The organism is Klebsiella michiganensis, from assembly GCF_002925905.1.
In the GTDB taxonomy this organism is placed as follows: domain Bacteria; phylum Pseudomonadota; class Gammaproteobacteria; order Enterobacterales; family Enterobacteriaceae; genus Klebsiella; species Klebsiella michiganensis.
This window is the reverse complement of record NZ_PRDB01000032.1, coordinates 21,318-47,060: the sequence shown is the minus strand read 5'-3', so window position 1 is coordinate 47,060 and position 25,743 is coordinate 21,318. Positions and strand designations below refer to the sequence as shown.

Here is a 25,743-nt window from a genome sequence, read left to right as displayed (position 1 = left end):
CCGGTGCGGGCCATCTCCGACACTGGCAGATGGTCAGAGGGGAGATCTCCCGGTTCCCGCGTAGAGATCGTATTGACATGCCAGGGTCTCAGACCCCGCCGGGTCCATGTGGCACTCGCAGTATCGCACCCTATGATGTTGCCTTCCGTTAACAGTACAACGTCGGCACCCGGTAATTTAATATACATTTCGTGGCTCAATGGCTGGCCTGTCAACACCCCTGTCAACGCTTCGCCCCATACCTCGCGGTATGCAACGCATGACTCGGGGACCTTGTGGATTGCTGGTCCTTCAATGGTCGGGGACTTTCACCCCTTGATCTCTACCGGTCTCCCGGCGCACACTGTATGCATAACCAGTAAAAATTAGAGTGTCAGGAGGAAAGATGAAACTACAACTTTTCAGCACCGGGAAAGAACTCCCGCCACAGGCCCATCCATTGTTTGCCGATCTGGCCAGCTGCGGTTTTCCCAGCCCTGCTGCTGACTATGTCGAGTCCGATCTGGATCTCCATGATTACTGCATACGGCATCCGAGCGCGACGTACTACCTGCGTGCCAGCGGAGACAGCATGGCCGACGGCAGTCTGTACAATGGCGATCTGCTGGTTGTGGACAGTGCTGAAAAGCCGCGGCACGGCGATATCGTTGTCGCCAGCGTACAGGGGGAGTTTACGGTGAAACGGCTTCTGCTGACGCCGCGACTGACGCTGCAGCCCATGAATGCCTCCTGGTCGCCGATTTATCCTGATCCCGACGAGCTGGATATCTTTGGCGTTGTCACGCATATCATCCACCGCCCGAGGGAGATGTACTGATGTTTGCCCTGGCCGATGTGAACAGCTTCTATGCCAGCTGTGAACGTGTTTTCCGCCCGGATTTGAAAGGAAAGCCGATAGTCGTCCTGAGCAACAACGACGGGAACGTAATCGCTCGCAGTGCCGAGGCGAAGCCCTGGATCAAAATGGGAACTCCGTGGTTTCAGATAAAAAACGAAAGGTACCCGGAAAAAATATATGCGTTTTCAAGTAATTATGAACTTTACGCCTCGATGTCGGCGCGCGTGATGAACTGCCTGGAGGAACTGGCCCCCAGGGTGGAACAGTATTCCATTGATGAGATGTTCCTCGACCTGACCGGCGTGGAGCACTGTATGGGGCTTGAGGACTTCGGCCGGCAGCTGCGTCAGCACGTGTATGACTGTACCCGCCTGACCATTGGCGTGGGCGCCGGACCAACGAAAACCCTCGCAAAATCAGCCCAGTGGGCCTCAAAAGAGTGGAAACAGTTTCGTGGCGTACTCGCGCTGACCAGGGGAAATCCGCAAAGGACGCGGAAACTGCTTTCACTGCAGCCGGTTGAAGAAATCTGGGGGGTGGGTAACCGTATTGCACGCAAGCTAAATGTGCTGGGCATAAAAACCGCGCTCGATCTGGCTCTGACGAACCCGGCCTTCATCCGCAAAAATTTTTCTGTGGTCCTTGAGCGAACGGTACGGGAACTGAACGGGGAAAGCTGCCTTTCGCTTGAGGAAGCCCCTCCGACGAAACAGCAAATTGTCTGCAGCCGCAGTTTTGGCGTGAAGATCACGGAGTACGAGTCACTCCGTCAGGCTATCTGTCAGCACGCAGAGCGGGCCTCTGAAAAACTGCGTAAAGAGCACCAGTATTGCCGGCATATTTCCGTTTTCATCAAAACGTCTCCGTTCGCCATTAAAGAGCCTTACTACGGCAACGTGGCTACGGAAAAACTGCTTACACCCACTCAGGACACCAGGGACATCATTGCAGCCGCCACAATGGCTCTGGAGCGTATCTGGAGGGATGGGCACCGGTATGCCAAAGCCGGAGTTATGCTGAATGACTTCACCGGCTCCGGCGTTTCGCAGCTGCAGCTGTTTGACGAACGCCCGCCACGCCCTCACAGTGCTGAGCTGATGAGGGTTCTGGACGGGATCAACAACTCAGGGCTGGGTAAAGTATGGTTTGCCGGTAGAGGAATTGCGCCATCCTGGCAAATGAAACGCGATATGCTCTCCCCTGCGTACACCACTCGCTGGAGAGATATCCCCGTTGCGAGGATCGGTTAAATTTTGCCTTTCAGAGAGAGCCAGCAGTGCTCGCCGCAGCCGAACGACAGGGCGAAGCCCGCGAGTGAGCGAGGAAGCACCAGGGGAGCTGAAGCCTTTTAAAGCACCTTACGCACTTAAGTTCTATAGATTCCATAATGAGTTATCCACATATCCTTTGAGTAGATCCAATAACTTACCCTTAGTTATCCAAATAGATCCAAACTGATCCCTTTAGCGGCAAAACCTTTGTTTACGGGCTTCGTAGCGATTTCAGGTGTGTCGTAGTGGGAAAAAGGTGTTCTGAAGCGGGAAAAAGGTGTGTCAAAACGGGGTAAGGGTGGGTAGAATCGGGAAGAAAGGTGTGTCGAAACGGGAAATAGTTAATATTTAGGCACATATCGATCATATGCTATGAATGGATATAACTATATGAATGAGAATGTTTATATTGGCGAGGTTATAGGTCCAGATTGTGAAAGTGTTAACAATAAACTCACCGTCACAAGTAAGGCCACAGTTCAGCCTGTAGCCCTGATGAGATTAAATGTTTTTGTTCCCTCAAGCAGGCCTGCAAAGGGCACCAGAACATCAATCGATGCGACCTCTGTTCTCAAGGATCTGGAATTCTCAAGGCGGGAGGGGTACGACGATATTCGTATAACCGGTGAACGGTTGAGTATGGCCATCGACTTCAAGGTATGGGTCGGTATCATAGAAGCTTTCAGTAAGTACGGTTTAAAAACCAACAGCATTAAGCTTACTTTTCATGAGTTTGCTGGAATGTGCCGCTTTGAGTCTAAGAGATTCGATTCCCGTCTTAGAAAAAGTATTTCAGAAGCTTTGACCAGGATACGTGGCAAGACCATTACCTTTACCCGTAGCGATTCAGAGGGCCTTCAAAAAGTTTCCGTAACAGGTTTGCTTAAGACAGGTGAACTGGATTTTGCAAACGACCTGGTGGAACTTGAAGCTGATCAGCGACTATGGGAGCTCTACCAAACTGATTACACTGTTCTGCTACGACATAAGCCGATAAACGCTTTAACCCGAAAGGAAGCAGCTCAGGCCCTGTATACTTTCATCGAAAGCCTGCCTACGAACCCAGTCCCCATATCTTTCAAACGGATACGAGACAGGCTCTCATTGCTCTCTCCGGTAAAGGAACAGAACCGTATCATTAAACTGGCCCTCAAGCAGTTGCAGGATATTGGGTACCTTGACCACAGCATCACCAAAAAAGGTAAAGAGACTTTCATTCTGATCCACCGTCGCTCAGCAAATCTGAAACCAGGAACAGCTGTATAAGGTGTGTCAAAACGGGAAAGCAACGCGATTAAGGTGTGTTGAAACGGGAGGTCTCTTCTTAAACATCTTGATAGGTGTGTTGTAGGGGGAAGCCTCGCCTTAAACGTCTTAATAGGTGTGTTGTAGCGGGATGAGAACCTGTTAAATGTGTGTTTTTATCTGTATATACTTACGCACCTTCCCACTTCAACACACCTTTTTGGATAGAAGTGAGAAGCTATCCCGCTTCTCACCACCTTTTACCAAATTTGTCTCACCGACTCCCCACTTCGACACACCGAAGATTCAAAGGCTTCCCACTACGCCCCACTTTTTGCTTCACGCGGTCATAACTGGTTGATACTACCCTCCCTAAAGGTAGCCTGTAAGCGTACAGCGTGAACCGTCTGGTCATAATCTGAAGCATACGACAAAGTGGTGTCCACCAAATAAGTAGTGGGAACCAAAGTGTCAGATATGCAGAAAAATATGACTCCCGGCAGGCGTAAAGGCTGCCCTAATTATTCTCCTGAGTTTAAACAGCAACTCGTTGCTGCCTCCTGTGAACCCGGGATATCCATCTCAAAACTGGCGTTTGAAAATGGCATTAATGCCAATCTGCTCTTTAAATGGCGCCAGCAGTGGCGCGAGGGAAAGCTGCTATTACCTTCCTCTGAGAGGCCTCAGTTACTTCCTGTGACTCTCGATGCCACCGCCGTACAACCAGAACCGCCCGCTGAGGACTCAGAGCTCAGCATCAGCTGTGAGGTAACGTTCCGGCACGGGACACTCCGCCTCAACGGCACTGTCAGCGAAAAGCTTCTGACTCTGCTGATACAGGAACTGAAGCGATGATCCCGCTACCAACAGGCACCAAAATCTGGCTGGTTGCCGGTATTACCGATATGAGAAACGGCTTCAACGGGCTGGCTGCAAAAGTGCAGACGGCGCTGAAAGACGAACCGATGTCCGGCCATGTCTTCATCTTCCGGGGCCGCAGCGGCAGTCAGGTTAAACTTCTGTGGTCCACCGGCGACGGGCTGTGCCTGCTGACCAAACGGCTGGAGCGCGGGCGCTTCGCCTGGCCGTCAGCTCGCGATGGCAAAGTGTTCCTGACCCCGGCGCAGCTGGCAATGCTGCTGGAAGGCATCGACTGGCGACAGCCGAAGCGGTTGCTGACCTCCCTGACCATGCTGTAGGCTTCTTTATCCTGGTTGTCGCAGAATAAGCCTGGTAAAATGCTGGCTTATGAATGACATCTCTTCTGACGACATCCTTCTGCTGAAACAGCGCCTTGCCGAACAGGAAGCGCTGAACCGTGCCCTGCTGGAAAAGCTGGCAGACCGGGAGCGCGAAATAGACCATCTGCAGGCGCAGCTGGATAAACTTCGCCGGATGAACTTCGGCAGCCGTTCTGAAAAAGTCTCCCGCCGTATCGCACAAATGGAAGCCGATCTGAACCGGCTTCAGAAAGAGAGCGATACGCTGACCGGTCGGGTGGATGACCCGGCAGTACAGCGCACTCTGCGTCAGACCCGCACCCGCAAACCGTTCCCCGAATCACTCCCCCGCGATGAAAAACGCCTGCGGCCAGCGGGTTCCTGCTGCCCGGAGTGTGGTGGTGCGCTGAGTTACCTGGGTGAGGATGCCGCTGAACAGCTGGAGCTGATGCGCAGCGCCTTCCGGGTGATCCGGACTGTACGGGAAAAACATGCCTGCACAAAATGTGATGCCATCGTGCAGGCCCCCGCGCCTTCGCGCCCCATTGAGCGGGGTATCGCCGGACCGGGGCTGATGGCCCGCGTGCTGACCTCAAAGTATGCAGAGCACACACCGCTGTATCGTCAGTCTGAAATATACGGTCGCCAGGGCGTGGAACTGAGCCGTTCACTGCTGTCGGGCTGGGTGGATGCATGCTGCCGGCTGCTGTCCCCGCTGGAGGAGGCGCTTCAGGACTATGTCCTGACTGACGGTAAACTCCATGCCGATGATACCCCGGTCCAGGTGCTGTTGCCGGGCAATAAGAAGACGAAGACCGGGCGGTTGTGGACGTATGTTCGTGATGACCGCAACGCCGGGTCAGCGCTGGCACCGGCGGTGTGGTTCGCCTACAGCCCCGACAGAAAAGGCATCCATCCGCAGACCCATCTTGCGGGGTTCAGCGGTGTGCTACAGGCGGATGCGTACGCCGGGTTCAACGAGCTGTACCGCGATGGCCGGATAACGGAAGCCGCCTGCTGGGCTCACGCCCGCCGTAAAATCCACGATGTGCACGTTCGCACGCCGTCAGCCCTGACGGAGGAAGCCCTGAAGTGTATCGGCGAACTGTATGCCGTGGAGGCGGAAATAAGAGGAATGCTGGCGGAACAACGGCTTGCTGAACGTCAGCGGAAAACGAAACCGCTGCTTAGTACCCTGGAAAGCTGGTTGCGTGAAAAAATGAAAACTCTGTCGCGACACTCGGAGCTGGCAAAGGCGTTCACGTACACCCTGAACCAGTGGCCGGCCCTGACGTACTATGCAGAAAACGGCTGGGCCGAAGCCGATAATAACATCGCTGAAAATGCGCTGCGGATGGTCAGTCTGGGTCGTAAAAACTGGTTGTTCTTCGGCTCAGACCACGGTGGTGAGCGGGGAGCGTTGCTGTACAGTCTGATCGGGACGTGCAAACTGAACGGCGTGGATCCAGAAAGCTACCTTCGCCATGTCCTTGACGTCATAGCTGACTGGCCGGTCAACCGGGTCAGCGAGCTGCTACCCTGGCGCATCACACTGCCAACTGAATAACACATCCCCGTCAATACGGTTCTCGCTGTACGCTTACGGTAGCCTGGAGTTGAAAGCCGCATTATGTGGTTCTATGGGGATTTCGGATAAAGGCACCACTTTGCCATCTTGTTATCTTGTTATCTTGTTATCTTGTTATCTTGTTATCTTGTCATCCTAACATCTTACTAATTTGTTAAGATACAAAAACAATTCAGTTATAAATCACACAGTTAACAACTTAACAAGATATTAACTTAATAAAGAAATTGCAATATTGTCGCCTGTTTGGCAATATTAAGTTGTTAACTTAACAACTTAATATGAGGCTATGATGATAATAGTATTGGGTAGTCAAAAGGGTGGGGTTGGTAAAAGTACACTGGCGGTATCTATAGCTGCGTATCTGATGTCACTGGGCAATCGAGTGATCATTGTCGACGCAGATGACCAGAAATCTGTATTGACCTGGTACAACAATCGTCCTGAAGATCTTCCCCATATTCCGGTTACTGGCGCAACAGGCAACATCAAAGCCATGCTAAAGGAACACGAGAAATCTTATGACTTTGTCATCGCAGACTGTGCTGGCCGCGACAGTGCAGAAATGCGTAGTGGGTTGATGGCCGCTGACGTATTCATTTCTCCGTTGCGGCCTTCTCAGATGGACCTGGATGTAGTGCCTCATACATGCTCTGTTTTTACAGCAGCAAAAGATTTTAATGAGGACGTCCGGGGATATCTCGTTTTAAACATGACGCCCACGAACATGTTTGTCAATGAAGCAAATCAGGCAGCTGACGTACTCAAGGATTATCCTGAAATGCGTCTGGCTAGTTCCCGAGTTTGTGATCGAAAAGCGCATCGAGATGCCTGGGCAGAATCAATGACAATTTTTGAAACGCAAAATGACAAAGCACAACAAGAAATCGAATCGTTAGTTAAAGAGGTTATTCTGTGAGAAATAGAGCAAATACTCCATCTCGTGATGAGGCAGCGTTTATTAACGGTGGTACTGCTGGTATTGATAATACCAAAGTGACTTCAGAGAGACCATTGGCTGTAAGTAAAGCAAAACCAGTGAGCATTTCCTTTTTTGAAGAAAACTTAAAAGACATTGATGATCTTATAACGGGTGAAATGATTTCAGGTAAAAGCAGAGTGAATCGTTCTGACGTAGTCAGGGCAGCGGTAGAGGCACTAAAAAGTTTATCAAAAACAGAGATATCCAGATTAATCGCAGAAGCGAAACAACGATAATATCTTGTTATCTTGTTATCTTGTTATCTTGTTATCTTGTTATCTTGTTATCTTGTTATCTTGTTATCTTGTTCAGGGTGGTAACACCTTTTATATCGAGGCAACAACTTCGCGATAGTGAAAATTTGCGGATGGCCTCAGTCCTATACATAAGGGGATATACATGAATTCAAATACTACAATCGCCTTACATTTTTCGCTTGCATTACTATTTACGTTGCTATCAGTGGCTGGTAGCAACCATGATTTAGCAGGAGTTGTATCTCAATTATTCCTTATTTTCATGGCTGCATTTTTTTTCTTTAGGGCAATGAGGGCCTTTCTGAACATAATTAATGTGATTGAAAGCTGTAAAAAGTGAGGCTGGATAAGCCCCCATTAAGCTTGGACTGTTTCCCACACAAGAACTACTTTTGGTCGAAACCTGGGGTATTACCCATAGTTGACCTATGTAGATTGGTTTGGGGTTAACTTTTTTATCAACGCAACAGCTTCAGCTTCCGGCATAGCAAACTGCACCCGGTGCCGTGCCGCGACATCGAGCGCAAACACCTTCGTATAGACCTCCGTGGAACTGATCGATTTGTGGCCCATCAGGCTCTGCAAAACCTTCAGAGGTATGCCGGCGTACAGCATATGCATCGCGTAGGAGTGACGGAACGTATGGGGGGTAACCGGTACTGAGAACGTCACCCCGTCGGCCGCTGCGGCCTCCACCGCTTCGCTAAGCCAGGTGCGCACGGTACGGTCTGTGATCTCCCAGATACGTGCCTTCTCCATTCTGCCGGTGCGCTTGTTTCGTCTTTCCAGCGGAATTTTCAGGGTGGCCACCATCATCTGCAGCTGACTGACGTAGTGGTGATCGGAAAGGGGAACCAGACGATGGACCTGACTGCCTGCGGGGGCACGACCTGCCGTCCTGGCCGCTTTCTCGGTGCGCTGCTTGAGCGTGGCCAGCTGCACGAACGGATACGGCGGCACCAGCGAAAAATCCCCCCGGGTCAGCGCGAGCGCTTCATTAATGCGCGCGCCGGTGTTCCACAGCGTCGCCAGCAGCATCTTGCGGTGAAGATCCGGCACGTAATGGAGCAGGGCGCTGACTTCCGGCGCCAGCAGGTATTTCGGCAGTTCATCCTGCACGAGCGCCATCTGGCGCAGGGCGAGGGCGGCAGGGTAATCGATGGCCACCGGGAGCAATGTTCCGGGAGATGCCGGAGATCCAACTGGAACCAGGTTATTCATAATTTCTGTTAACTTTTTTCTTTGCCGAGAATTTTCTTCGTAATATTACCGGAGTCAGGATGACTAACCAGCCAGCGACAGCCAGCCAGAAAACAGACGAAGTCACAAACAAAACTACCCCGTCAATGACGGTAGACACGATATTTTCGGGCACAGGTTTCACTCCTCTTCAGTGGGTGGCTATGGAACGGGAACATTCATGACCCCAACATCCAGTAGATAAATCCAATAATACTCACCACGCCCCCCAGAATAAGGCCTCGTTGCCGACTTTCTCACGCAGGATAGAAAGGAGATTTGCCTGCAGGTCAACGAGCTCCTCACTTTGCGAGGCAAGCTCCCTTTCCAGCTCCAGGATTCTTTTCTGCGACTGAGCACACAGGGTAGCCAGCCGGATGACCCCGGTTGCCCGTTGCGCCACCTCCAGGTCAGAATCCCCGCTCTGCGGCAGAGACAGTTTTTCTGCCCGCAGCGGCAGGGCGTCATATTTCTCGTCCGGGAGCTGGCCCCCTTTCCTGTGCAACAGATGATAAAATGGACGATTCTGAAGTGAAGTAATTAACTGTTTTTGCGACCGTTTTTTGCCTTCGAGCTGCACGATTTTTTCCTGCAGCGCGCGATAACTGTCTTCCAGCCGGCGTACCGCGGATACCAGGGGCTCCACCCGGAGCGTTGAACACCTGCCCCGCGGCAACTGCAGTTCGTCTGCCCGCAGCGGCATTGAGCTGGTTTCCCCCGGCGGGAACCGGAAACCCATTGCGTGCCACAGCCTGTCCCTCCGGATCTTGTTTTCTTCGTTTTCTTCATCAACCCGGGAAATTTCAATCGGCAAAACCAGGGTTGCTGGCGGAAGGCCTCTGGCCCAGAGAACAAACTGCTGCGTGATCCAGCTACCCAGGCCGAGTCCCTGCAGGCGGCGTTCCAGTCTGAACTCATCTGTAAACAGATGCAGGGCCTTCTGTTGAGGCCAGTAGATTGCAGTGAAAGTCTGAGTCTTCGTCTGTTCGGTATCGGCCAGGTACAGTGTCATTATGCAGGAGACCCGGTACAATCCGTCGGGAAAATGGTCAGAAGTTGGCCCCCACGATTCCTCCCTGCTCAGAATAACGACCAGATTTTCCTCCTGGCGGGTACTGTTATTTGTAATGATCTCCGGCAATGTCACGAGCCACATTGTTTTGTCGTCACCAGTCCGGGTAACACAGTCGGTCATGTTTTTTTCCCTAACAGTGAACAATACACTTTAAAGACCTTATTGATGAGGCAGGCTTTCCACGGCGGAGCGCTGTGTTCAGACTGCGGCAGATGGTAGTCACCCGTGAGCACCCAGAAATCAGGCTGGCCTGATTGTTCTGCCACCATTCTGCCGTTTCGTTTGAGAATTTTTGGAGATCGCCATTTCTGACGCCGGCGGGCTGTCTCGATGGGGCTGTCCTCATTAAGGCCAGAATAAAGCCACAGCTCCTGGTGGCCATATACATCCTCAAGCTCCCGGACCACATCGTTAAATGAGCTAAATGTTGGTGTACCCATACCTCGCCTCAAAAATAGTATCCGGTTCAATAGTCATTCTTGCCAAACAGCTGAGGCAGTTCATCAAACAACATCACATGGCGGGTGCGCTTTCCCTTGAAAATGCGCCTCATCACTGGCGTGAAATCCGCAGGCTCCCAGCCATAGGGCCACGTATAGAAGATTCCGGCTTTCAGCGTGTTATCTGGTCGTTCAGGGCCAGCGACGATACGTCTTACCTCCGCGCTCAGGGCCTCACCGCGCAGGCCGTACTGTCCCAGGTAACGACGCAGCCGCGTTCTCGGCATCCGCGGATCGGATTTCACGTAAGCATTAATATCCATATGCTGCGTGGCGGTGATGATATTCATGCCGTACTTGCGCATGGTGCTGAAAGCGGTGGCCATCACGTCTGTTTCTGTCTCTGGTTCGCCATTAGTTCTGTTCATCTGGTTTCCTTTAACTGACTTAAGGTTTTTTGTGTGAACCGTTCGTTTAAGCTGCCCCTGCGAAAGCCTGCAGGGCATCCGCTCCGGTGGGCAGTTCATGCTGAGGGTTAAGCTCTGCGGCAATGCTTCGTTTTGACATCCTCGATGTCTTTCAGGGCGGGGAGGCTGTCAAATTCCCCAGAACATCAGGTTTATCGCATTTTTGATGTCATTTTCCCGGTGGCTGAGATCGGCCACTTCCTCCCCGGTGACGGAGGCCGTGACGCTGGCCATGTCCGTGGTCATCAGGCGGTAGCTGTCGTCCCCGATGTGCACCACCGGATAGAGTTCACGGGAAACCTTATCCGACAGCAGCCGGGCGCTGGCCAGCGGGATCACCATCCGTCGCCCGGGGGTATCGATGATGTCACTCTGCACATCCACGAACAGACGATAGCGGCTCTCTCTTTTATAGGCATAAACCTTAAACTGCATCTCACCAGTCCCTGTTTTCGTCGGCGAATGAACCGTTCATCTCAATAAAGCGGGCAACCTCGGCCATCCCTTCCTGATTTTCAGCCTGCCAGCGTTCGGCACGCAGACGACGGGCCTCATTCTGCATGGCCCTGTTCACCAGGGCGGAGATATTGACGTCTGCGGATTTCAGTAACTGATAACTGTCGCTGTCTATGGTGACAGTGATGCGCTGCTTCATAATGCACTCCGGAATACATACTGATGATATGCATATCAGTATAGCGTAAGGATGCAGCTGACTCACGCCCGCCTGAAACATACTGTTATGTCGCCATTAATTTCATTTCGTGAAATTCACATACAAAATAATCACCTTAGAGATAACAAGCAGCCATACAGCCACGCCGTTAAATTACCTGACGGCTGTTCCGCCCGGATCCGACTTTTCACGTATAACGAAGTTTCCGGAAGTGTACCACGGTCAGGGAATAAGCAAAGCGGCGTTTTCCGGTGGTGAGCGGCCGGTCACGGGGCAGGGGAGGGACACAACATATAGCGTCATCGTCAGCTGGGAACACCGCTACATCTTGTGTTGCCTGGCCGCTGCGCGCCGGAGCCGTTCCGGCAGATCCGGAACAGACAATTTTCGGATCTGCACGGCGGGAAACGCGCAAAGGATATGATAATCAAGCCAAGTACATAAAATCATACTGAATGTGATATTTTTCATTAATTATAAAATCATATCTGATATGATGTTTTCTAAATGTGATGTAAATTATACGAAGTATGATTTTTGATTAAACCGGACATGTTCAGACGGAGTGTGCAGGATGTATGAAGATATGTTGTTTTCGCTCAGCTATGAGCAGATGACGCAGATGGCAGAAGAGGAAATAAAGCAATGCGATTTTCGCAGGGATGGCACCCATTATGTCTGGGAAGTGAACAAGGCTCATGACATCCTCCGCTTCTGGTATCTCCTGGCGCTGCGTGGACACACTGGCCTGGCCACAACACGGGTCGAAGCAGACTATAAACGGCTTAAAACGCTCATTTCCCAGAGGAATGAGGGACAATGATGCGGGAAAAATCCCGACGTCCGTCGCCGCTGCAGCGCCGGGTGCTGATTGTGCTGGCCGCCCTTGATGCGAAACGGCCGGGCCCGGTGGCGACGCGGGATATTGAGCGGGTGCTGGAGCAGGGCGGGGACGCCCCGGTGTACGGGCCGAACCTGCGCGCCTCCTGCCGGCGCATGGAAGCCGCGGGCTGGCTGCGCACCCTGCGCGCCCCGAACCTGCAGCTGGCCGTCGAGCTGACGGAGGCCGGTCGCTGCACTGCAGAACCGCTCTTCCAGGAAGCACGCGAGGCTGAAACGGCACGAAAACGACTGACAGACGTCCGGCGTCTGCCGTTACGCCAGACGGCTGCCGGTGACGCGGTGGAGCTGCAGCTGGATGACGGCCATTACACGATCAGGGAAGCGGCCTACGTGATCCGTCTGGACGGTACCACCTGCCTGCAGCTGACGGATGCCGGCGGCATACGCCGGATAAAAGAGGGCGATCCCCTGCAGGTGGCCAGCTGGTATCAGGCCTGTTTTGATGCAGGCCTGCCGGTCACCGTCCAGGTGAATGAGAGCCGGGACTGATCGCCACCACACAAGGAATATGAGCATAAAATGAAAGTCACTGAACCCGGGCTGAATAAGCTGATCGATAACCTGAACACCCTGATTTGCGAGGACAGCCTGCTCACGCGCCAGGAGCGTGAAACGCTGGTACTGGCCGTCGCCGCTATCGGCGCCATGAAAGCGCGCGTCGGCTTGAAAAAAGGCGATGCGCCGACCGTTGCCAGACGGGAAAAAAGGGAGAAAAAAGACCGCCAGCCTGATCCGCGTTTTCCGCGAGCCGGTCATCCCTGGCAGGAAGACGAAAAAACCTTACTGAGTGATGCGCTCGATTCGGTACCGGACGAAGAGATTGGCAGGCATCTGTTCTGGCTTTCCGAGAAACTGGGCAGAACGCCTTTCAGTGTTGCTTTCCAGATCGCGGCAATCAGGGAGCTGCAGGACGGCTGGGAGGAGCAGTTCAGGGAGATTTCTGATAAAATTCGCTTGTCCGGCCTGAGCATCAGTGATTATCTGAAGCAGAACGGCACGGGCCATAACGCCTGAAGAAATTTGCGTTACAGAAAAATTATATAACTGAGGGGCAGTGATGAAAACAGCGATATGGGTGGTGGTGTATTTAACGATGTGTTTTCTGCTTTTCACCGGATGGATGTTCGCCTTTGCGCAGTATGCGCCCTATAACGGGCAGGAACACGCGTTTTCTCTGACGTATCTGCTTAATTTATTTTTTCTTCATGTTGTGATGGTACCTTACTACGAGTTTTTTCAGACTGAAACATACAGCAATGTATTAATGAGTCTGGCAGATGAATCCGGTCAGATGATACGTTTTCATCACGTGGTACCTGTTCTCCGGATATATAGTCTGTCCGCACTCTTAACTTTTGTGGGTTACATCATATATGCAAAATGGTTCACTCATAACTGGCTGAAAGGAAAGCTTCTTCCAAAATGAAACTACCGGGACACCTAAGGATATAAAAAACCAATGACGAAACAGGAATGGATTTTACGACTACGGCGCTGTACATCGAAGGAAACCCTGGAAAGGATTATAGAAAAAAATAAATATTCTCTGTCAGATGATGAGCTTGAGCATTTCAATGCCGCGGTTGATCACCGGCTGGCGGAGATGACGATGGGAAAGTTGTATGACCGGGTACCGTCAGGTGTCTGGAAATTTGTGAAATAGAACAGGAGACCTTATGAGTTACGGCTGGCTCTTCGAAAGTCCGGATGATGACATTTCGGGTGATAATCATATCAATCTGGAACACCTCCCTCCTGAGCTAAAACAGGTTGCTATCCAGATAGGGGTCGCCTCAGAAAACGGAATCTATGGTCACTCCCGTTTTTGCAACACCGATTTTGACGACAAGTTGGCTTGCTTGAATCTATCCGGCGTCTGAATGGGATTTTATTCCCGCGCCTTGATGAGTTCCGCGCCTGATGAACCTCCAGAAAATATACGGCTTCAATGAGCCTTTCCGTTTTACAGGTTCCTCAACAGGCCGGTGGGCCGTTAGTATCATCAATATCAGTATTCGCAAAACCAGATCAGTAATTCTTTAAACCGGTGTATTTCTGCCGTTATGCTACATAAGTTTGCTGTCGTGCCGTTAGGGCCCAGGCTATTCTGGCCAGCTTGTTTGCCAGAGCACAAGTGACGACAAAGTTGCTTTTCCGGCACAGTAAATCCCTGACCCAATCGGCCAATTTGCCAGACTGGTGTTCCAGTTTTTGTATGAATACCCTGGCACATTGAACCAACAAAGTTCGGATCTTTTTATTACCTCGCTTACTAATTCCCAGCAATGTCGTCCTACCTCCCGTGCTGTACTGCCGAGGTACAAGCCCTGTTGCCGCCGCAAAGTCACGGCTGCTGGCGTACTGCTTCCCGTCGCCAATCTCAGTTGAAATAGTACTCGCTGTCAGTGTTCCGACGCAGGGAATGCTCAGCAAGCGCTGTCCAACCTCATCTTCGTCCAACTTTCGTTTCAACTGGGATTCCAAATCTTTAATCTGCTCAACAAGATAGTGATAATGCTGTTGTAATTTCAGCAATAACTGGCTGAGGTAAAGAGGCAAACTATTATCCTCAAGAATGGTACTCAGTCGGCTAATAACGGCAGCTCCTCGGGGAACGCTAATGCCAAATTCCAGCAGAAAAGCATGCATTTGATTGGTTGTTTTTACCTTATCCTGAACCAGGGATTCACGGACACGATGCAGAGCCCGCATTGCCTGCTGAGATTCCGTTCTGGGCTGCACAAAACGCATAGACGGACGCGATGCAGCTTCACAAATAGCTTCGGCGTCGACAAAGTCGTTTTTATTGCTTTTAACGAACGGGCGGACAAATTGTGGTGATATCAGCTTTGGGGAATGCCCCAACTCTTCCAACTTGCGTGCCATAAAGTGAGAACCGCCACAGGCTTCCATTGCGATGGTTGTAGCGGGGCATGTCGCCAAAAATTCGATCAACTTTGGCCGGGTAAATTTTTTACGGTAAACAGCCTTCCCGCGACGATCCTGGCAATGAATATGGAAAGAGTTTTTACCCAGATCGATACCAATGAGCGCAATGTTTTCCATGATAGTTCTCCGAATGAAAGCCTGTCCTCAGCATAGTACCGGGAAGGAGGGAGTGACCATCTCATTAAATAAAGCACGCTAAGCGTGCGTCGATGCTGGAACCCAGCGATACAGCGTAGGAACGGACACGCCGAGGTTCTTGGCAACGTCCTTGGGTGGCACACCGCTGGCCAGCAGCTTCTTGGCTGACTCGATCTTGCTCCCGGTCATCTTGGGCTTGCGACCGCCCTTGCGGCCAAGCTGACGAGCGACATCCAATCCGGCGCGGGTACGCTCGACGATCAGCTCTCGTTCCATTTCGGCGAGGCTGGCCATGACGTGGAAGAAGAACCGGCCAGAGGGCGTTCCGGTGTCGATGGCGTCAGTCAGGCTCTTGAACTGGGCGCCCTGCTTGTGCAGTTCGCCGACCAGATCGACCAATTGTTTGACGCTGCGCCCCAGGCGATCCAGCTTCCAAACCACCAGGGTGTCACCCTCGCGCAGCATTTCGAGCGTCTTGGCCAAGCCTGGACGGTCGGCCCGCGTGCCGCTCACCTTGTCCTCAAAGACCTTCTGGCATCCAGCCTTGGTCAAGGCTTCGCGTTGCAGTTCAAGATTCTGATCCTGCGTCGAGACGCGCGCATAGCCGATCAACATGGCTTGTCTCGCGCCCGGTCAATCATTTTTCAGCCAAGGCAAAGCCAGCATTGCCTGGAGCCACGACGGAAACGAAAATGAAGGATTCCTTCGAGTCGGTGTTCATGGCTCCGTGAACCTGCCCAGGTTTCGCTACGGCAATTTCTCCGGCCTGGAGCTTGGTAACCACACCGCTTCCTTGGTAGTAACCGGCAGAACCAGAAAGAACAGTCCAAGTGTCTTGACCGTGGGGATGAACGTGAGCGGCAATTTCTTGCCCTGGACGAACATGCCAAACAACGATTGTGGACTCTTCAGTTTCAAGCACCACCGATCGAATAGGCTCGCCATCAGATGGGCGGGCAAACTCCGAAATCGCAAATATTCTTGCTGCAATAGACATAGTGACAACCTCCATTTCATACGTATACGGAAACTCTTTTACACGCCAGAGCCAAGGGCCTACGCGGAGAAGATGTCGGCGATACAAGCGATAACGAGGCCCTGCTTCTCGCGTTGCTCCAGCCGCTCGCTGATGGCTTTCATGATTCCGTCATGGTTCCATCCCATAGTCGTTGCAGTCTTCGTCGTCAGCATCCTGACGCACGGCGGGCAGTTGCTTGAGCAACTCAGGTAGTGCTGCCTGCACGGTGTCCCACACCACATCGAGGTTGATGTCGAAGTAGCCGTGGGCGATGCGGTTGCGCATGCCGCGCATATTGCGCCACGGCACTTGCCCGTGCGCCTGGGCGAACTCGGCATAGCGATCCATCACCTTCGTGACGGCCTCGCCGATGATGATGAGGCTCATGATGACGGCCTGCTGGGTGCGCTTGTCCTCAAGAAAGTCCTCCTTGGCCAAGCCCTCCACGAAGCCGCAGGCATCGGCTGCGGCCTGCTGGATGTGGTCGAGGTAGTCGGGTAGTCGATGGTTCTCGCTCATACCGGCTGCGCCTCCGCGAGCACCTTGGCCCGGAATTTCGGCGGCAGGTCGCCGGGGGTCAGCAGATCGACGTGGAGGCCGAGCAGCGATTCCAACTCGTCTTGCAGGCCGCCCAGATCAAACAGTGTTGCACCAGGCAGCGCATCGACCAGCAGATCGATGTCGCTGCCATCGCGGTCGGTGCCATGCAGCACCGAACCGAAAACGCGTGGGTTCGCGGTGCGGAAACGGCCTACCACTTCACGCACTGCGTTTCGCTTCATGTCAAGCACAACAGACGGTCGCATGGGCATCCTTTCTTATCGAAACTCGTTGAGAGTGTATGGAATCAAGAATAGAATTTCAAGAACTATTTTTGAGAATCGCAATGCCTTGATTTCCCGTGCCGCGCCGGCTGCCTTGGCGGGCTTGTCACAAACCAACGTTTTCAAGAAGGAAACCGCATGCCCCGCCGTTCGATCCTCTCCGCCGCCGAGCGCGACAGTCTGTTGGCGTTGCCAGATACCCAAGACGAACTCATCCGGCACTACACGTTCAGCGAGCCCGACCTGTCACTGATCCGCCAGCGGCGTGGCGACGCCAACCGCCTGGGTGTCGCGGTGCAGTTGTGCTTACTGCGCTTCCCCGGTCAGGGCCTACTGCCCGATGCCGTCGTGCCGGTTCCTCTGCTGCAATGGATCGGACGGCAACTGCGACTCGACGCGACGTGTTGGCCGCAGTATGCCGAGCGGGAGGAAACCCGGCGCGAACACCTGCTCGAACTGCGGACGTACCTGGGCATGGAGCCGTTCGGCCTGGCGCACTATCGGCAGGCTGTCCATGCCACGACCGACTTGGCCTTGCAGACCGACAAGGGCATCGTGTTGGCCAGCAGCGTCCTCGACGCTCTGCGACACCAACACATCATCTTGCCGACGCTGGATGTTGTCGAGCGCGTCTGTGCCGAAGCGATCACCCGCGCCAACCGGCGCATCTACGACTCCTTGGCCGAACCGCTGTCGGACGCACATCGCCGCCGCCTCGACGATCTGCTCAAACGCCGCGACAACGGCAAGACCACTTGGCTGGCCTGGCTGCGCCAGTCCCCGGCCAAGCCGAACTCGCGGCACATGCTCGAACACATCGAACGCCTCAAAGCCTGGCAGGCGCTCGACCTGCCTTCCGGCATCGATCGGCTTATTCACCAGAACCGGCTGCTCAAGATCGCCCGCGAGGGTGGCCAGATGACGCCCGCCGACCTGGCCAAGTTCGAGCCTCAGCGGCGCTACGCCACGCTCGTGGCGCTGGCAATCGAGGGCATGGCCACCGTCACCGACGAAATCATCGACCTGCACGACCGCATCCTGGGCAAGCTGTTCAATGCCGCCAAGAACAAGCATCAGCAGCAATTCCAGGCGTCCGGCAAGGCGATCAATGCCAAGGTGCGGCTGTTCGGCCGCATCGGGCAGGCGCTGATCGAGGCCAAGCAGAATGGCGGCGATCCGTTCGCCGCCATTGAGGCTGTCATGTCCTGGGACGCTTTCGCCGAGAGCGTCACCGAGGCGCAGACGCTCGCGCAGCCCGATGACTTCGATTTCCTGCACCGCATCGGCGAGAGCTACGCCACGCTGCGCCGCTACGCGCCGGAATTTCTCGACGTGCTCAAGCTGCGGGCCGCGCCTGCCGCCAAGGACGTGCTCGATGCCATCGAGGTGCTGCGCGGCATGAACAGCGACAACGCCCGCAAGGTGCCCGCCGATGCACCGACCAACTTCATCAAGCCGCGCTGGCAGAAGTTGGTGATGACCGACGCCGGTATCGACCGGCGTTACTACGAGCTGTGCGCACTGTCGGAACTCAAGAACTCGCTGCGCTCGGGCGACATCTGGGTGCAGGGTTCGCGGCAGTTCAAGGACTTCGAGGACTACCTGGTGCCGCCCGCGAAGTTCGCCAGCCTCAAGCAGACCAGCGAATTGCCGCTGGCCGTGACCACCGACTGTGACCAGTACCTGCACGAGCGGCTGACGCTGCTGGAAACGCAGCTCGCCACCGCAAACCGCATGGCGCAGGCCAACGAGCTGCCAGACGCCATCATCACGGAATCCGGCCTGAAGATCACGCCGCTCGATGCGGCGGTGCCCGACACCGCGCAAGCGCTGATCGACCAGACGGCGATGATCCTGCCGCACGTCAAGATCACCGAACTGCTGCTGGAGGTGGATGAGTGGACGGGCTTTACCCGGCACTTCGCGCACCTGAAATCGGGCGACCTGGCCAAGGACAAGAACCTGCTGCTGACCACGATCCTGGCCGACGCGATCAACCTGGGCCTGACCAAGATGGCCGAGTCGTGCCCCGGCACGACCTATGCCAAGCTGGCCTGGCTGCAAGCCTGGCACATCCGCGACGAAACCTACGGGACGGCGCTGGCCGAGCTGGTCAACGCACAATTCCGGCATCCCTTCGCCGAGCACTGGGGCGACGGCACCACGTCATCGTCGGATGGCCAGAACTTCCGTACCGGCAGCAAGGCCGAGAGCACGGGCCACATCAACCCGAAATACGGCAGCAGCCCTGGGCGGACGTTCTACACCCACATCTCCGACCAGTACGCGCCGTTCCACACCAAGGTCGTGAACGTCGGCGTGCGCGACTCGACCTACGTGCTCGACGGCCTGCTGTACCACGAATCCGATCTGCGCATCGAGGAGCACTACACCGATACGGCAGGCTTCACCGATCACGTCTTTGGTCTGATGCACCTGCTGGGCTTCCGCTTCGCGCCGCGCATCCGCGACTTGGGCGACACCAAGCTCTACATCCCGAAGGGCGACGCCACCTATGACGGGCTGAAACCGATGATCGGCGGCACGCTCAATATCAAGCACGTCCGCGCCCATTGGGACGAAATCCTACGGCTGGCCACCTCGATCAAGCAGGGCACGGTGACGGCTTCGCTGATGCTCCGGAAACTCGGCAGCTACCCACGCCAGAACGGCCTGGCCGTGGCCCTGCGCGAGCTGGGGCGCATCGAGCGCACGCTGTTCATCCTGGACTGGCTGCAAAGCGTCGAGCTGCGCCGCCGCGTGCATGCCGGGCTGAACAAGGGCGAAGCCCGCAACGCGCTGGCCCGCGCCGTGTTCTTCAACCGCCTGGGTGAAATCCGCGACCGCAGTTTCGAGCAGCAACGCTACCGGGCCAGCGGCCTCAACTTGGTGACAGCGGCCATCGTGCTGTGGAACACGGTCTATCTGGAGCGAGCGGCGAACGCGCTGCGTGGCAACGGGCATACCGTCGATGGCACCCTGTTGCAGTACCTGTCTCCGCTAGGTTGGGAGCACATCAACCTGACCGGCGATTACCTGTGGCGCAGCAGCGCCAAGATCGGCGCGGGCAAGTTCAGGCCGCTACGACCGCTGCAACCGGCTTAGCGTACGATTTTTAATGAGATGGTCACTCCCTCCTTCCCGGTACTATGCTGAGGACAGGCTTTCATTCGGAGAACTATCATGGAAAACATTGCGCTCATTGGTATCGATCTGGGTAAAAACTCTTTCCATATTCATTGCCAGGATCGTCGCGGGAAGGCTGTTTACCGTAAAAAATTTACCCGGCCAAAGTTGATCGAATTTTTGGCGACATGCCCCGCTACAACCATCGCAATGGAAGCCTGTGGCGGTTCTCACTTTATGGCACGCAAGTTGGAAGAGTTGGGGCATTCCCCAAAGCTGATATCACCACAATTTGTCCGCCCGTTCGTTAAAAGCAATAAAAACGACTTTGTCGACGCCGAAGCTATTTGTGAAGCTGCATCGCGTCCGTCTATGCGTTTTGTGCAGCCCAGAACGGAATCTCAGCAGGCAATGCGGGCTCTGCATCGTGTCCGTGAATCCCTGGTTCAGGATAAGGTAAAAACAACCAATCAAATGCATGCTTTTCTGCTGGAATTTGGCATTAGCGTTCCCCGAGGAGCTGCCGTTATTAGCCGACTGAGTACCATTCTTGAGGATAATAGTTTGCCTCTTTACCTCAGCCAGTTATTGCTGAAATTACAACAGCATTATCACTATCTTGTTGAGCAGATTAAAGATTTGGAATCCCAGTTGAAACGAAAGTTGGACGAAGATGAGGTTGGACAGCGCTTGCTGAGCATTCCCTGCGTCGGAACACTGACAGCGAGTACTATTTCAACTGAGATTGGCGACGGGAAGCAGTACGCCAGCAGCCGTGACTTTGCGGCGGCAACAGGGCTTGTACCTCGGCAGTACAGCACGGGAGGTAGGACGACATTGCTGGGAATTAGTAAGCGAGGTAATAAAAAGATCCGAACTTTGTTGGTTCAATGTGCCAGGGTATTCATACAAAAACTGGAACACCAGTCTGGCAAATTGGCCGATTGGGTCAGGGATTTACTGTGCCGGAAAAGCAACTTTGTCGTCACTTGTGCTCTGGCAAACAAGCTGGCCAGAATAGCCTGGGCCCTAACGGCACGACAGCAAACTTATGTAGCATAACGGCAGAAATACACCGGTTTAAAGAATTACTGATCTGGTTTTGCGAATACTGATATTGATGATACTAACGGCCCACCGGCCTGTTGAGGAACCTGTAAAACGGAAAGGCTCATTGAAGCCGTATATTTTCTGGAGGTTCATCAGGCGCGGAACTCATCAAGGCGCGGGAATAAAATCCCATTCAGACGCCGGATAGATTCAAGCAAGCCAACTTGTCGTCAAAATCGGTGTTGCAAAAACGGGAGTGACCATAGATTCCGTTTTCTGAGACGACCCCTGAACGTATCGCCCGACCCAGCCCCCTCCCTGCAAAGCCCTAATCCCGCTCACCGCCACACAGCTGCCGTACGTCCCCCACGGGGGTGCGCAGTGGGCGCCGCGCGCCTGCGCGCGGGAACGGCGGCCCGCCTTCGGGTCGCGGCGCCGTACTGCGCGTTAGCGGCCGCACGCGGCCGGTTACGGGGGACACTACGCCATACGACAAGCGACCCGCTGAGCTGCACAATCCACGGATAACACAAGCTACATACATGTCGATATGGGAATCCGCCCATCTTGCCGGGCGCCGCTGTCGTGTGGGAATCGGCCCACCTTGCCGGGCGCCGCTGTCGTGTGGGAATCGGCCCACCTTGCCGGGCGCCGCTGCCGTGTGGAAATCCGCCCATCTTGCCGGGCGCCGCTGCCGTGTGGGAAACCGCCCATCTTGCCGGGCGCCGCTGCCGTGTGGGAATCGGCCCACCTTGCCGAGCGCTGCTGCCGTGTGGGAATCGGCCCACCTTGCCGGGCGCCGGTGCTGTGTGGAAATCCGCCCACCTTGCCGGGCGCTGCTGTCGTGTGGGAATCGGCCCACCTTGCCGCGCGCCGGTGCTGTGTGGGAATCGGCCCTCCTTGCCGGGCGCCGCTGCCGTGTGGGAATAGGCCCACCTTGCCGGGCGCCGCTGCCGTGTGGAAATCCGCCCACCTTGCCGGGCGCTGCTGTCGTGTGGGAATCGGCCCACCTTGCCGGGTGCGTAATTGCATCGGACTTGACTACCCATTTGCATTTTACTTGGTGACCGTTTGCAGATTACTTGACCATCACCAACTAAATCTGTCCCATTAGATTTAGTTGGCGTAAGGCCTTACATCTTAACGGCTGCTGTGTGCCAGAAGCGGACGTTATAGGAAGCAATCTTTTGCCGGATTCGGTAAAACCCCAATTTTTCCGAACCGCACTCGTCCCCGCGCCGTTGTGGCGCTGATAACTACATGTAGTGGTTTTCTCAGATGCTGCCGATACTACATACAGCGGGTGCGGGGGAACCCGCAGGCCAACACTAGGGCAGAACGCGCCGGTTTCTCTGCCGCGCCATTACCGTTATACATACAATAATGCTAATTATTCGCACCATGGCACTTTTTAAATTTAACACCGGAGCCACATGGACAAGGTGTATTCCGCCCTATTTTTTCACCTTTTGATATAACTGATTTAAAGTTATCGCTCTTTGTCGTTTTAGTAGGTAAAAAATCACTTAGTATTTTGTATTCTCTTGATAATCTTTTGGCTTTTTCATTTTGCTCTTTGGTAAATTTCTCTGGGGATATGCTATATATTAGGTCTTCAGATCTTCCTTCTGTATTTTGCGGCTCTGTTGCAATAGTAATTAATTTTTTAATATGTCTGTATTTATTAAAGGCAACCTCAGCATAAGCATTTATATAAGATATACGTTGAATTCTGTAATCAGAGTAACTCAACTTGCTATCGTTAGGAAAAAAAAGGAATAAGTAAAACTTTCCAGGCTCATCGATTGATTCGACCATTCTTGACGTTCTTAGATGAGGCTGAGTTGTTTTTAATTTCTCTTTAAAGTTCTTTGAAAGGTAATATCTAGATTGCCTACTTTCTTTGGCTAATTCTCTAACACCTAATTCATGTGTAGAAAATTCAATTTCACTAAAAAAACCAACGTTAGCTGACAATATACTTGTCGAGAAGTTGTGGATTAGGTTATCCCAGAAAACGCTACCCTTTTTCATTGAGAGCTGATATTGATAATTGAAAGTGGTTTTATAGTTTTTCCATTCACCTTCCGGTATGGTCATCCCTTGATCGTTTCCAATAATTTCTTTTGATATTATGGTTTTATCACCCATAATGTAAGCAGCAAGAGTCTCTTCTTCCCCAGCGCTGACCAATAATGTTCTTTCTCTTACAACCCTCTCTTTTTCGTTAAGGTAGCCAATGAAATCAGTTGCTGTGTTTAACTCGGTTAACAGTAGTTTTAGGGCAGTCTCATCAAGTATATGGACAAAAGTCTTATCAGGATAAACGTCTCCGACACAAAATGGATTTTCTAGACATTGATGGGCGTTTAAAGGAAATATGTTAACTAAAGTAGCAGAGCTGCCTTTTTCTATTTTGTCAAAGTACGAGATCGCCGGATCTGAAATATTATTAGTGACGGCCACCAAATGAAAATTAAAAGAATTATCTATTTTAATGGGGAGGTTAACTGAGCATTCTTTGTCAACAAAAAGTCTTTCGGGATGATCTTTTATAAACTTCTCTGCGCCAAATAACTGTGTGCAAGACTGTATGACTGATTTTTTAAACCATCTCTGCCATGCAACCTTAGGATCTTTGTTTTTATTGTATGTAATAGCTTTATCGGAAAAAATTATTATATCTTTATCAAAAATAACTAATAAGTCACTAACTTCTTTCCCAATTTTATTTTTAGAGTAACCCTCATCGCTATAAACATTAGGATAAGACCAAAGACCAAAAAAAGCATCATCAGCGAACTCTATCAGTTTTTCTTCTGACTGAGTGAATCCGCTACCCCTGATTATTTTTCTAAGCATAAAACTCCATCCCCCTGCGTTGCGTGTAAGAGTCTTGTCAGTTGATAGTACACAAGTCACTGGAGACTGACATCTTTTACAATATGTTCAGGTAGGGTGATAACTAATGCACCTATCAGCCTAGGGAGTATCTATGTTCGGTAAAACGCCAAGTCTGCAAATTCTCACCTTAAAACTCTGCATTATTCGGTAAAACCCTAATTTTGCCGAAAAAAAGCCGCCCCGAAGGACGGCTATAAACCTTTCAGTTTTGCCCGTTCAGGCTTTCACCTTCACAGACTCCGGCACCATTAAAGGAACCAGTTGATCAACTGCAATACAGCCGCAATTAAGGTCAGAATAGCGATAATCAGCTCAATCATTCCCCGCACCTCCATCTCTGTGGCGCGTAGGTTACTAGGCAATCCCCTTTCCTCTAATCCGCCCATCCGGTTATGCCATTCACTTAACCAAAAGAAGAATTTCACCTCGCTGTATGCCGGATGCCCGCGAAGCATCACAGGCTACAGAGCAGATAACCCGCCTTGAGCGGGTTTTCTGCTTTATGAGGCCGCCGCCAAGCGGTTTTTTTACGCCTCGTCAGGGCATTCGGTAAAACACCTATTCTCCTGAATCCCACTGGCCCCGCGCCGCTGCCGTGTGGAAATCCGCCCACCTTGCCGGGCGCCGCTGCCGTGTGGGAATCCGCCCACCTTGCCGGGCGCCGCTGCCGTGTGGGAATCGGCCCACCTTGCCGGGCACTGTTGCAAATAGTCGGTGGTGATAAACTTATCATCCCCTTTTGCTGATGGAGCTGCACATGAACCCATTCAAAGGCCGGCATTTTCAGCGTGACATCATTCTGTGGGCCGTACGCTGGTACTGCAAATACGGCATCAGTTACCGTGAGCTGCAGGAGATGCTGGCTGAACGCGGAGTGAATGTCGATCACTCCACGATTTACCGCTGGGTTCAGCGTTATGCGCCTGAAATGGAAAAACGGCTGCGCTGGTACTGGCGTAACCCTTCCGATCTTTGCCCGTGGCACATGGATGAAACCTACGTGAAGGTCAATGGCCGCTGGGCGTATCTGTACCGGGCCGTCGACAGCCGGGGCCGCACTGTCGATTTTTATCTCTCCTCCCGTCGTAACAGCAAAGCTGCATACCGGTTTCTGGGTAAAATCCTCAACAACGTGAAGAAGTGGCAGATCCCGCGATTCATCAACACGGATAAAGCGCCCGCCTATGGTCGCGCGCTTGCTCTGCTCAAACGCGAAGGCCGGTGCCCGTCTGACGTTGAACACCGACAGATTAAGTACCGGAACAACGTGATTGAATGCGATCATGGCAAACTGAAACGGATAATCGGCGCCACGCTGGGATTTAAATCCATGAAGACGGCTTACGCCACCATCAAAGGTATTGAGGTGATGCGTGCACTACGCAAAGGCCAGGCCTCAGCATTTTATTATGGTGATCCCCTGGGCGAAATGCGCCTGGTAAGCAGAGTTTTTGAAATGTAAGGCCTTTGAATAAGACAAAAGGCTGCCTCATCGCTAACTTTGCAACAGTGCCATCCAGACTCAGTGGAGAA

At 53.0% G+C, this 25,743-nt stretch carries 28 protein-coding genes and 2 pseudogenes; 17 read left to right on the top strand and 13 right to left on the bottom strand.

The features are described 5' to 3' along the window. Window positions 1–385: 385 nt before the first annotated feature. From umuD to CDA56_RS31460, 8 genes are all read left to right on the top strand, one after another. Window positions 386–817, top strand: coding sequence for a translesion error-prone DNA polymerase V autoproteolytic subunit (gene umuD / locus CDA56_RS30010; RefSeq protein ID WP_001568036.1), 432 nt, complete (start codon window positions 386–388; stop codon window positions 815–817). Then, on the top strand, window positions 817–2,088 hold the full coding sequence (locus CDA56_RS30005; protein WP_004197646.1) for a Y-family DNA polymerase: 1,272 nt from the start codon (window positions 817–819) through the stop codon (window positions 2,086–2,088). The genes umuD and CDA56_RS30005 overlap by 1 nt, the downstream gene beginning before the upstream one ends. Window positions 2,089–2,499: 411 nt before the next feature. Further along, the gene (locus tag CDA56_RS30000; RefSeq protein ID WP_004197644.1) at window positions 2,500–3,375 is read left to right on the top strand and encodes a RepB family plasmid replication initiator protein; all 876 of its coding nucleotides are present in this window, start codon (window positions 2,500–2,502) and stop codon (window positions 3,373–3,375) included. Between the two features lie 456 nt (window positions 3,376–3,831). Then, window positions 3,832–4,209: an IS66-like element accessory protein TnpA gene (gene tnpA, locus CDA56_RS29995; protein ID WP_023280007.1), complete on the top strand. Its 378-nt coding sequence runs from the start codon at window positions 3,832–3,834 to the stop codon at window positions 4,207–4,209. Beyond that, entirely contained in the window at window positions 4,206–4,553 is a 348-nt protein-coding gene (gene tnpB, locus CDA56_RS29990) for an IS66 family insertion sequence element accessory protein TnpB (protein ID WP_004114612.1), read from the top strand. Before tnpA ends, tnpB begins: the two co-directional genes overlap by 4 nt. A gap of 49 nt (window positions 4,554–4,602) precedes the next feature. Next, window positions 4,603–6,141 (top strand): IS66 family transposase, encoded by a 1,539-nt coding sequence (gene tnpC / locus CDA56_RS29985; RefSeq protein ID WP_004181747.1) that lies wholly within the window; start codon window positions 4,603–4,605, stop codon window positions 6,139–6,141. A 313-nt stretch (window positions 6,142–6,454) separates the two neighbouring features. Continuing rightward, on the top strand, window positions 6,455–7,081 hold the full coding sequence (locus tag CDA56_RS29980) for a ParA family plasmid-partitioning AAA ATPase (protein ID WP_004197649.1): 627 nt from the start codon (window positions 6,455–6,457) through the stop codon (window positions 7,079–7,081). Further along, complete coding sequence (locus tag CDA56_RS31460; RefSeq protein ID WP_004197636.1) at window positions 7,078–7,380, top strand: hypothetical protein; 303 nt, start codon at window positions 7,078–7,080, stop codon at window positions 7,378–7,380. Before CDA56_RS29980 ends, CDA56_RS31460 begins: the two co-directional genes overlap by 4 nt. 447 nt (window positions 7,381–7,827) lie before the next feature. Here the strand turns inward: CDA56_RS31460 and CDA56_RS29970 are convergent, their stop codons facing one another. The 7 genes and pseudogenes from CDA56_RS29970 to CDA56_RS29935 all read right to left on the bottom strand — a co-directional run. After that, window positions 7,828–8,622: a site-specific integrase gene (locus CDA56_RS29970; protein WP_004197635.1), complete on the bottom strand. Its 795-nt coding sequence runs from the start codon at window positions 8,620–8,622 to the stop codon at window positions 7,828–7,830. Between the two features lie 197 nt (window positions 8,623–8,819). Further along, a pseudogene (locus CDA56_RS29965) lies at window positions 8,820–9,835 on the bottom strand (hypothetical protein). Then, window positions 9,832–10,155: a hypothetical protein gene (locus CDA56_RS29960; protein WP_004197641.1), complete on the bottom strand. Its 324-nt coding sequence runs from the start codon at window positions 10,153–10,155 to the stop codon at window positions 9,832–9,834. Before CDA56_RS29960 ends, CDA56_RS29965 begins: the two are co-directional and overlap by 4 nt. Window positions 10,156–10,181: 26 nt before the next feature. Next, on the bottom strand, window positions 10,182–10,583 hold the full coding sequence (locus CDA56_RS29955; RefSeq protein ID WP_072199347.1) for a hypothetical protein: 402 nt from the start codon (window positions 10,581–10,583) through the stop codon (window positions 10,182–10,184). 168 nt (window positions 10,584–10,751) lie between these two features. After that, a complete protein-coding gene (ccdB, locus tag CDA56_RS29950; RefSeq protein WP_004197633.1) occupies window positions 10,752–11,057 on the bottom strand; it encodes a type II toxin-antitoxin system toxin CcdB in 306 nt (101 codons plus the stop codon). Window position 11,058: 1 nt separating this feature from the next. Continuing rightward, window positions 11,059–11,277 carry a type II toxin-antitoxin system antitoxin CcdA gene (gene ccdA, locus CDA56_RS29945; protein WP_004197642.1) on the bottom strand — a complete coding sequence of 73 codons (219 nt, stop codon included), beginning with the start codon at window positions 11,275–11,277 and terminating at the stop codon, window positions 11,059–11,061. Window positions 11,278–11,485: 208 nt separating this feature from the next. Further along, window positions 11,486–11,698: pseudogene (locus tag CDA56_RS29935) on the bottom strand (hypothetical protein); the annotation flags it as partial. 174 nt (window positions 11,699–11,872) lie between these two features. Here CDA56_RS29935 and CDA56_RS29930 point away from each other — a divergent pair. The 6 genes from CDA56_RS29930 to CDA56_RS29905 are packed head-to-tail and all read left to right on the top strand — an operon-like array spanning window position 11,873 to window position 14,081. Then, window positions 11,873–12,121: a hypothetical protein gene (locus tag CDA56_RS29930; protein WP_000272716.1), complete on the top strand. Its 249-nt coding sequence runs from the start codon at window positions 11,873–11,875 to the stop codon at window positions 12,119–12,121. Beyond that, window positions 12,118–12,690, top strand: coding sequence for a hypothetical protein (locus tag CDA56_RS29925; RefSeq protein ID WP_020805590.1), 573 nt, complete (start codon window positions 12,118–12,120; stop codon window positions 12,688–12,690). The genes CDA56_RS29930 and CDA56_RS29925 overlap by 4 nt, the downstream gene beginning before the upstream one ends. Before the next feature lie 30 nt (window positions 12,691–12,720). Next, entirely contained in the window at window positions 12,721–13,215 is a 495-nt protein-coding gene (locus tag CDA56_RS29920; RefSeq protein ID WP_020805591.1) for a hypothetical protein, read from the top strand. Window positions 13,216–13,258: 43 nt separating this feature from the next. Further along, entirely contained in the window at window positions 13,259–13,627 is a 369-nt protein-coding gene (locus CDA56_RS29915; RefSeq protein ID WP_004197807.1) for a hypothetical protein, read from the top strand. Window positions 13,628–13,660: 33 nt separating this feature from the next. Next, window positions 13,661–13,864 carry an HHA domain-containing protein gene (locus tag CDA56_RS29910; RefSeq protein ID WP_004197808.1) on the top strand — a complete coding sequence of 68 codons (204 nt, stop codon included), beginning with the start codon at window positions 13,661–13,663 and terminating at the stop codon, window positions 13,862–13,864. 13 nt (window positions 13,865–13,877) lie between these two features. Continuing rightward, entirely contained in the window at window positions 13,878–14,081 is a 204-nt protein-coding gene (locus tag CDA56_RS29905; protein WP_004197809.1) for a hypothetical protein, read from the top strand. A 181-nt stretch (window positions 14,082–14,262) separates the two neighbouring features. Here the strand turns inward: CDA56_RS29905 and CDA56_RS29900 are convergent, their stop codons facing one another. The 5 genes from CDA56_RS29900 to CDA56_RS29880 all read right to left on the bottom strand — a co-directional run bounded on the left by CDA56_RS29900 (window position 14,263) and on the right by CDA56_RS29880 (window position 17,112). Next, on the bottom strand, window positions 14,263–15,267 hold the full coding sequence (locus CDA56_RS29900; RefSeq protein ID WP_000427623.1) for an IS110-like element IS4321 family transposase: 1,005 nt from the start codon (window positions 15,265–15,267) through the stop codon (window positions 14,263–14,265). 78 nt (window positions 15,268–15,345) lie between these two features. Continuing rightward, complete coding sequence (locus CDA56_RS29895; RefSeq protein ID WP_017901435.1) at window positions 15,346–15,903, bottom strand: recombinase family protein; 558 nt, start codon at window positions 15,901–15,903, stop codon at window positions 15,346–15,348. Between the two features lie 22 nt (window positions 15,904–15,925). Further along, window positions 15,926–16,285 (bottom strand): cupin domain-containing protein, encoded by a 360-nt coding sequence (locus CDA56_RS29890; protein ID WP_017901436.1) that lies wholly within the window; start codon window positions 16,283–16,285, stop codon window positions 15,926–15,928. Window positions 16,286–16,435: 150 nt separating this feature from the next. Then, window positions 16,436–16,825, bottom strand: coding sequence for a HepT-like ribonuclease domain-containing protein (locus CDA56_RS29885; RefSeq protein WP_017901438.1), 390 nt, complete (start codon window positions 16,823–16,825; stop codon window positions 16,436–16,438). Beyond that, window positions 16,822–17,112 carry a nucleotidyltransferase family protein gene (locus CDA56_RS29880; RefSeq protein ID WP_025999361.1) on the bottom strand — a complete coding sequence of 97 codons (291 nt, stop codon included), beginning with the start codon at window positions 17,110–17,112 and terminating at the stop codon, window positions 16,822–16,824. The genes CDA56_RS29885 and CDA56_RS29880 overlap by 4 nt, the downstream gene beginning before the upstream one ends. A 156-nt stretch (window positions 17,113–17,268) precedes the next feature. On the opposite strand from CDA56_RS29880, the gene CDA56_RS29875 reads away from it, so the two are divergent. Continuing rightward, window positions 17,269–20,235 carry a Tn3 family transposase gene (locus CDA56_RS29875; protein WP_032673378.1) on the top strand — a complete coding sequence of 989 codons (2,967 nt, stop codon included), beginning with the start codon at window positions 17,269–17,271 and terminating at the stop codon, window positions 20,233–20,235. Window positions 20,236–20,313: 78 nt separating this feature from the next. Then, a complete protein-coding gene (locus tag CDA56_RS29870) occupies window positions 20,314–21,318 on the top strand; it encodes an IS110-like element IS4321 family transposase (RefSeq protein WP_000427623.1) in 1,005 nt (334 codons plus the stop codon). A 1,374-nt stretch (window positions 21,319–22,692) separates the two neighbouring features. On the opposite strand, the gene CDA56_RS29860 is transcribed toward CDA56_RS29870, so the two are convergent. After that, window positions 22,693–24,168, bottom strand: coding sequence for a YecA family protein (locus tag CDA56_RS29860; RefSeq protein ID WP_020324153.1), 1,476 nt, complete (start codon window positions 24,166–24,168; stop codon window positions 22,693–22,695). 799 nt (window positions 24,169–24,967) lie between these two features. On the opposite strand from CDA56_RS29860, the gene CDA56_RS29845 reads away from it, so the two are divergent. After that, window positions 24,968–25,672, top strand: coding sequence for an IS6-like element IS26 family transposase (locus tag CDA56_RS29845; RefSeq protein WP_001067855.1), 705 nt, complete (start codon window positions 24,968–24,970; stop codon window positions 25,670–25,672). The last annotated feature ends 71 nt before the right edge of the window (window positions 25,673–25,743 follow it).

What these genes read in the sequence shown, in the direction of transcription:
- CDA56_RS29900 (WP_000427623.1), bottom strand. Translation starts at nt 15,267, where the DNA reads ATGGAAAACATTGCGCTCATTGGTATCGATCTGGGTAAAAACTCTTTC.
- CDA56_RS29910 (WP_004197808.1), top strand. Translation starts at nt 13,661, where the DNA reads ATGACGAAACAGGAATGGATTTTACGACTACGGCGCTGTACATCGAAG.
- CDA56_RS29915 (WP_004197807.1), top strand. Translation starts at nt 13,259, where the DNA reads ATGAAAACAGCGATATGGGTGGTGGTGTATTTAACGATGTGTTTTCTG.
- CDA56_RS29845 (WP_001067855.1), top strand. Translation starts at nt 24,968, where the DNA reads ATGAACCCATTCAAAGGCCGGCATTTTCAGCGTGACATCATTCTGTGG.
- ccdB (WP_004197633.1), bottom strand. Translation starts at nt 11,057, where the DNA reads ATGCAGTTTAAGGTTTATGCCTATAAAAGAGAGAGCCGCTATCGTCTG.
- CDA56_RS30000 (WP_004197644.1), top strand. Translation starts at nt 2,500, where the DNA reads ATGAATGAGAATGTTTATATTGGCGAGGTTATAGGTCCAGATTGTGAA.
- CDA56_RS29885 (WP_017901438.1), bottom strand. Translation starts at nt 16,825, where the DNA reads ATGAGCGAGAACCATCGACTACCCGACTACCTCGACCACATCCAGCAG.
- umuD (WP_001568036.1), top strand. Translation starts at nt 386, where the DNA reads ATGAAACTACAACTTTTCAGCACCGGGAAAGAACTCCCGCCACAGGCC.
- CDA56_RS29875 (WP_032673378.1), top strand. Translation starts at nt 17,269, where the DNA reads ATGCCCCGCCGTTCGATCCTCTCCGCCGCCGAGCGCGACAGTCTGTTG.
- CDA56_RS30005 (WP_004197646.1), top strand. Translation starts at nt 817, where the DNA reads ATGTTTGCCCTGGCCGATGTGAACAGCTTCTATGCCAGCTGTGAACGT.
- CDA56_RS29930 (WP_000272716.1), top strand. Translation starts at nt 11,873, where the DNA reads ATGTATGAAGATATGTTGTTTTCGCTCAGCTATGAGCAGATGACGCAG.
- CDA56_RS29960 (WP_004197641.1), bottom strand. Translation starts at nt 10,155, where the DNA reads ATGGGTACACCAACATTTAGCTCATTTAACGATGTGGTCCGGGAGCTT.
- CDA56_RS29905 (WP_004197809.1), top strand. Translation starts at nt 13,878, where the DNA reads ATGAGTTACGGCTGGCTCTTCGAAAGTCCGGATGATGACATTTCGGGT.
- CDA56_RS29890 (WP_017901436.1), bottom strand. Translation starts at nt 16,285, where the DNA reads ATGTCTATTGCAGCAAGAATATTTGCGATTTCGGAGTTTGCCCGCCCA.
- CDA56_RS29970 (WP_004197635.1), bottom strand. Translation starts at nt 8,622, where the DNA reads ATGAATAACCTGGTTCCAGTTGGATCTCCGGCATCTCCCGGAACATTG.
- CDA56_RS29880 (WP_025999361.1), bottom strand. Translation starts at nt 17,112, where the DNA reads ATGCGACCGTCTGTTGTGCTTGACATGAAGCGAAACGCAGTGCGTGAA.
- CDA56_RS29955 (WP_072199347.1), bottom strand. Translation starts at nt 10,583, where the DNA reads ATGAACAGAACTAATGGCGAACCAGAGACAGAAACAGACGTGATGGCC.
- CDA56_RS29925 (WP_020805590.1), top strand. Translation starts at nt 12,118, where the DNA reads ATGATGCGGGAAAAATCCCGACGTCCGTCGCCGCTGCAGCGCCGGGTG.
- ccdA (WP_004197642.1), bottom strand. Translation starts at nt 11,277, where the DNA reads ATGAAGCAGCGCATCACTGTCACCATAGACAGCGACAGTTATCAGTTA.
- CDA56_RS29860 (WP_020324153.1), bottom strand. Translation starts at nt 24,168, where the DNA reads ATGCTTAGAAAAATAATCAGGGGTAGCGGATTCACTCAGTCAGAAGAA.
- CDA56_RS29980 (WP_004197649.1), top strand. Translation starts at nt 6,455, where the DNA reads ATGATAATAGTATTGGGTAGTCAAAAGGGTGGGGTTGGTAAAAGTACA.
- tnpB (WP_004114612.1), top strand. Translation starts at nt 4,206, where the DNA reads ATGATCCCGCTACCAACAGGCACCAAAATCTGGCTGGTTGCCGGTATT.
- CDA56_RS29895 (WP_017901435.1), bottom strand. Translation starts at nt 15,903, where the DNA reads ATGTTGATCGGCTATGCGCGCGTCTCGACGCAGGATCAGAATCTTGAA.
- CDA56_RS29870 (WP_000427623.1), top strand. Translation starts at nt 20,314, where the DNA reads ATGGAAAACATTGCGCTCATTGGTATCGATCTGGGTAAAAACTCTTTC.
- tnpA (WP_023280007.1), top strand. Translation starts at nt 3,832, where the DNA reads ATGCAGAAAAATATGACTCCCGGCAGGCGTAAAGGCTGCCCTAATTAT.
- CDA56_RS29920 (WP_020805591.1), top strand. Translation starts at nt 12,721, where the DNA reads ATGAAAGTCACTGAACCCGGGCTGAATAAGCTGATCGATAACCTGAAC.
- tnpC (WP_004181747.1), top strand. Translation starts at nt 4,603, where the DNA reads ATGAATGACATCTCTTCTGACGACATCCTTCTGCTGAAACAGCGCCTT.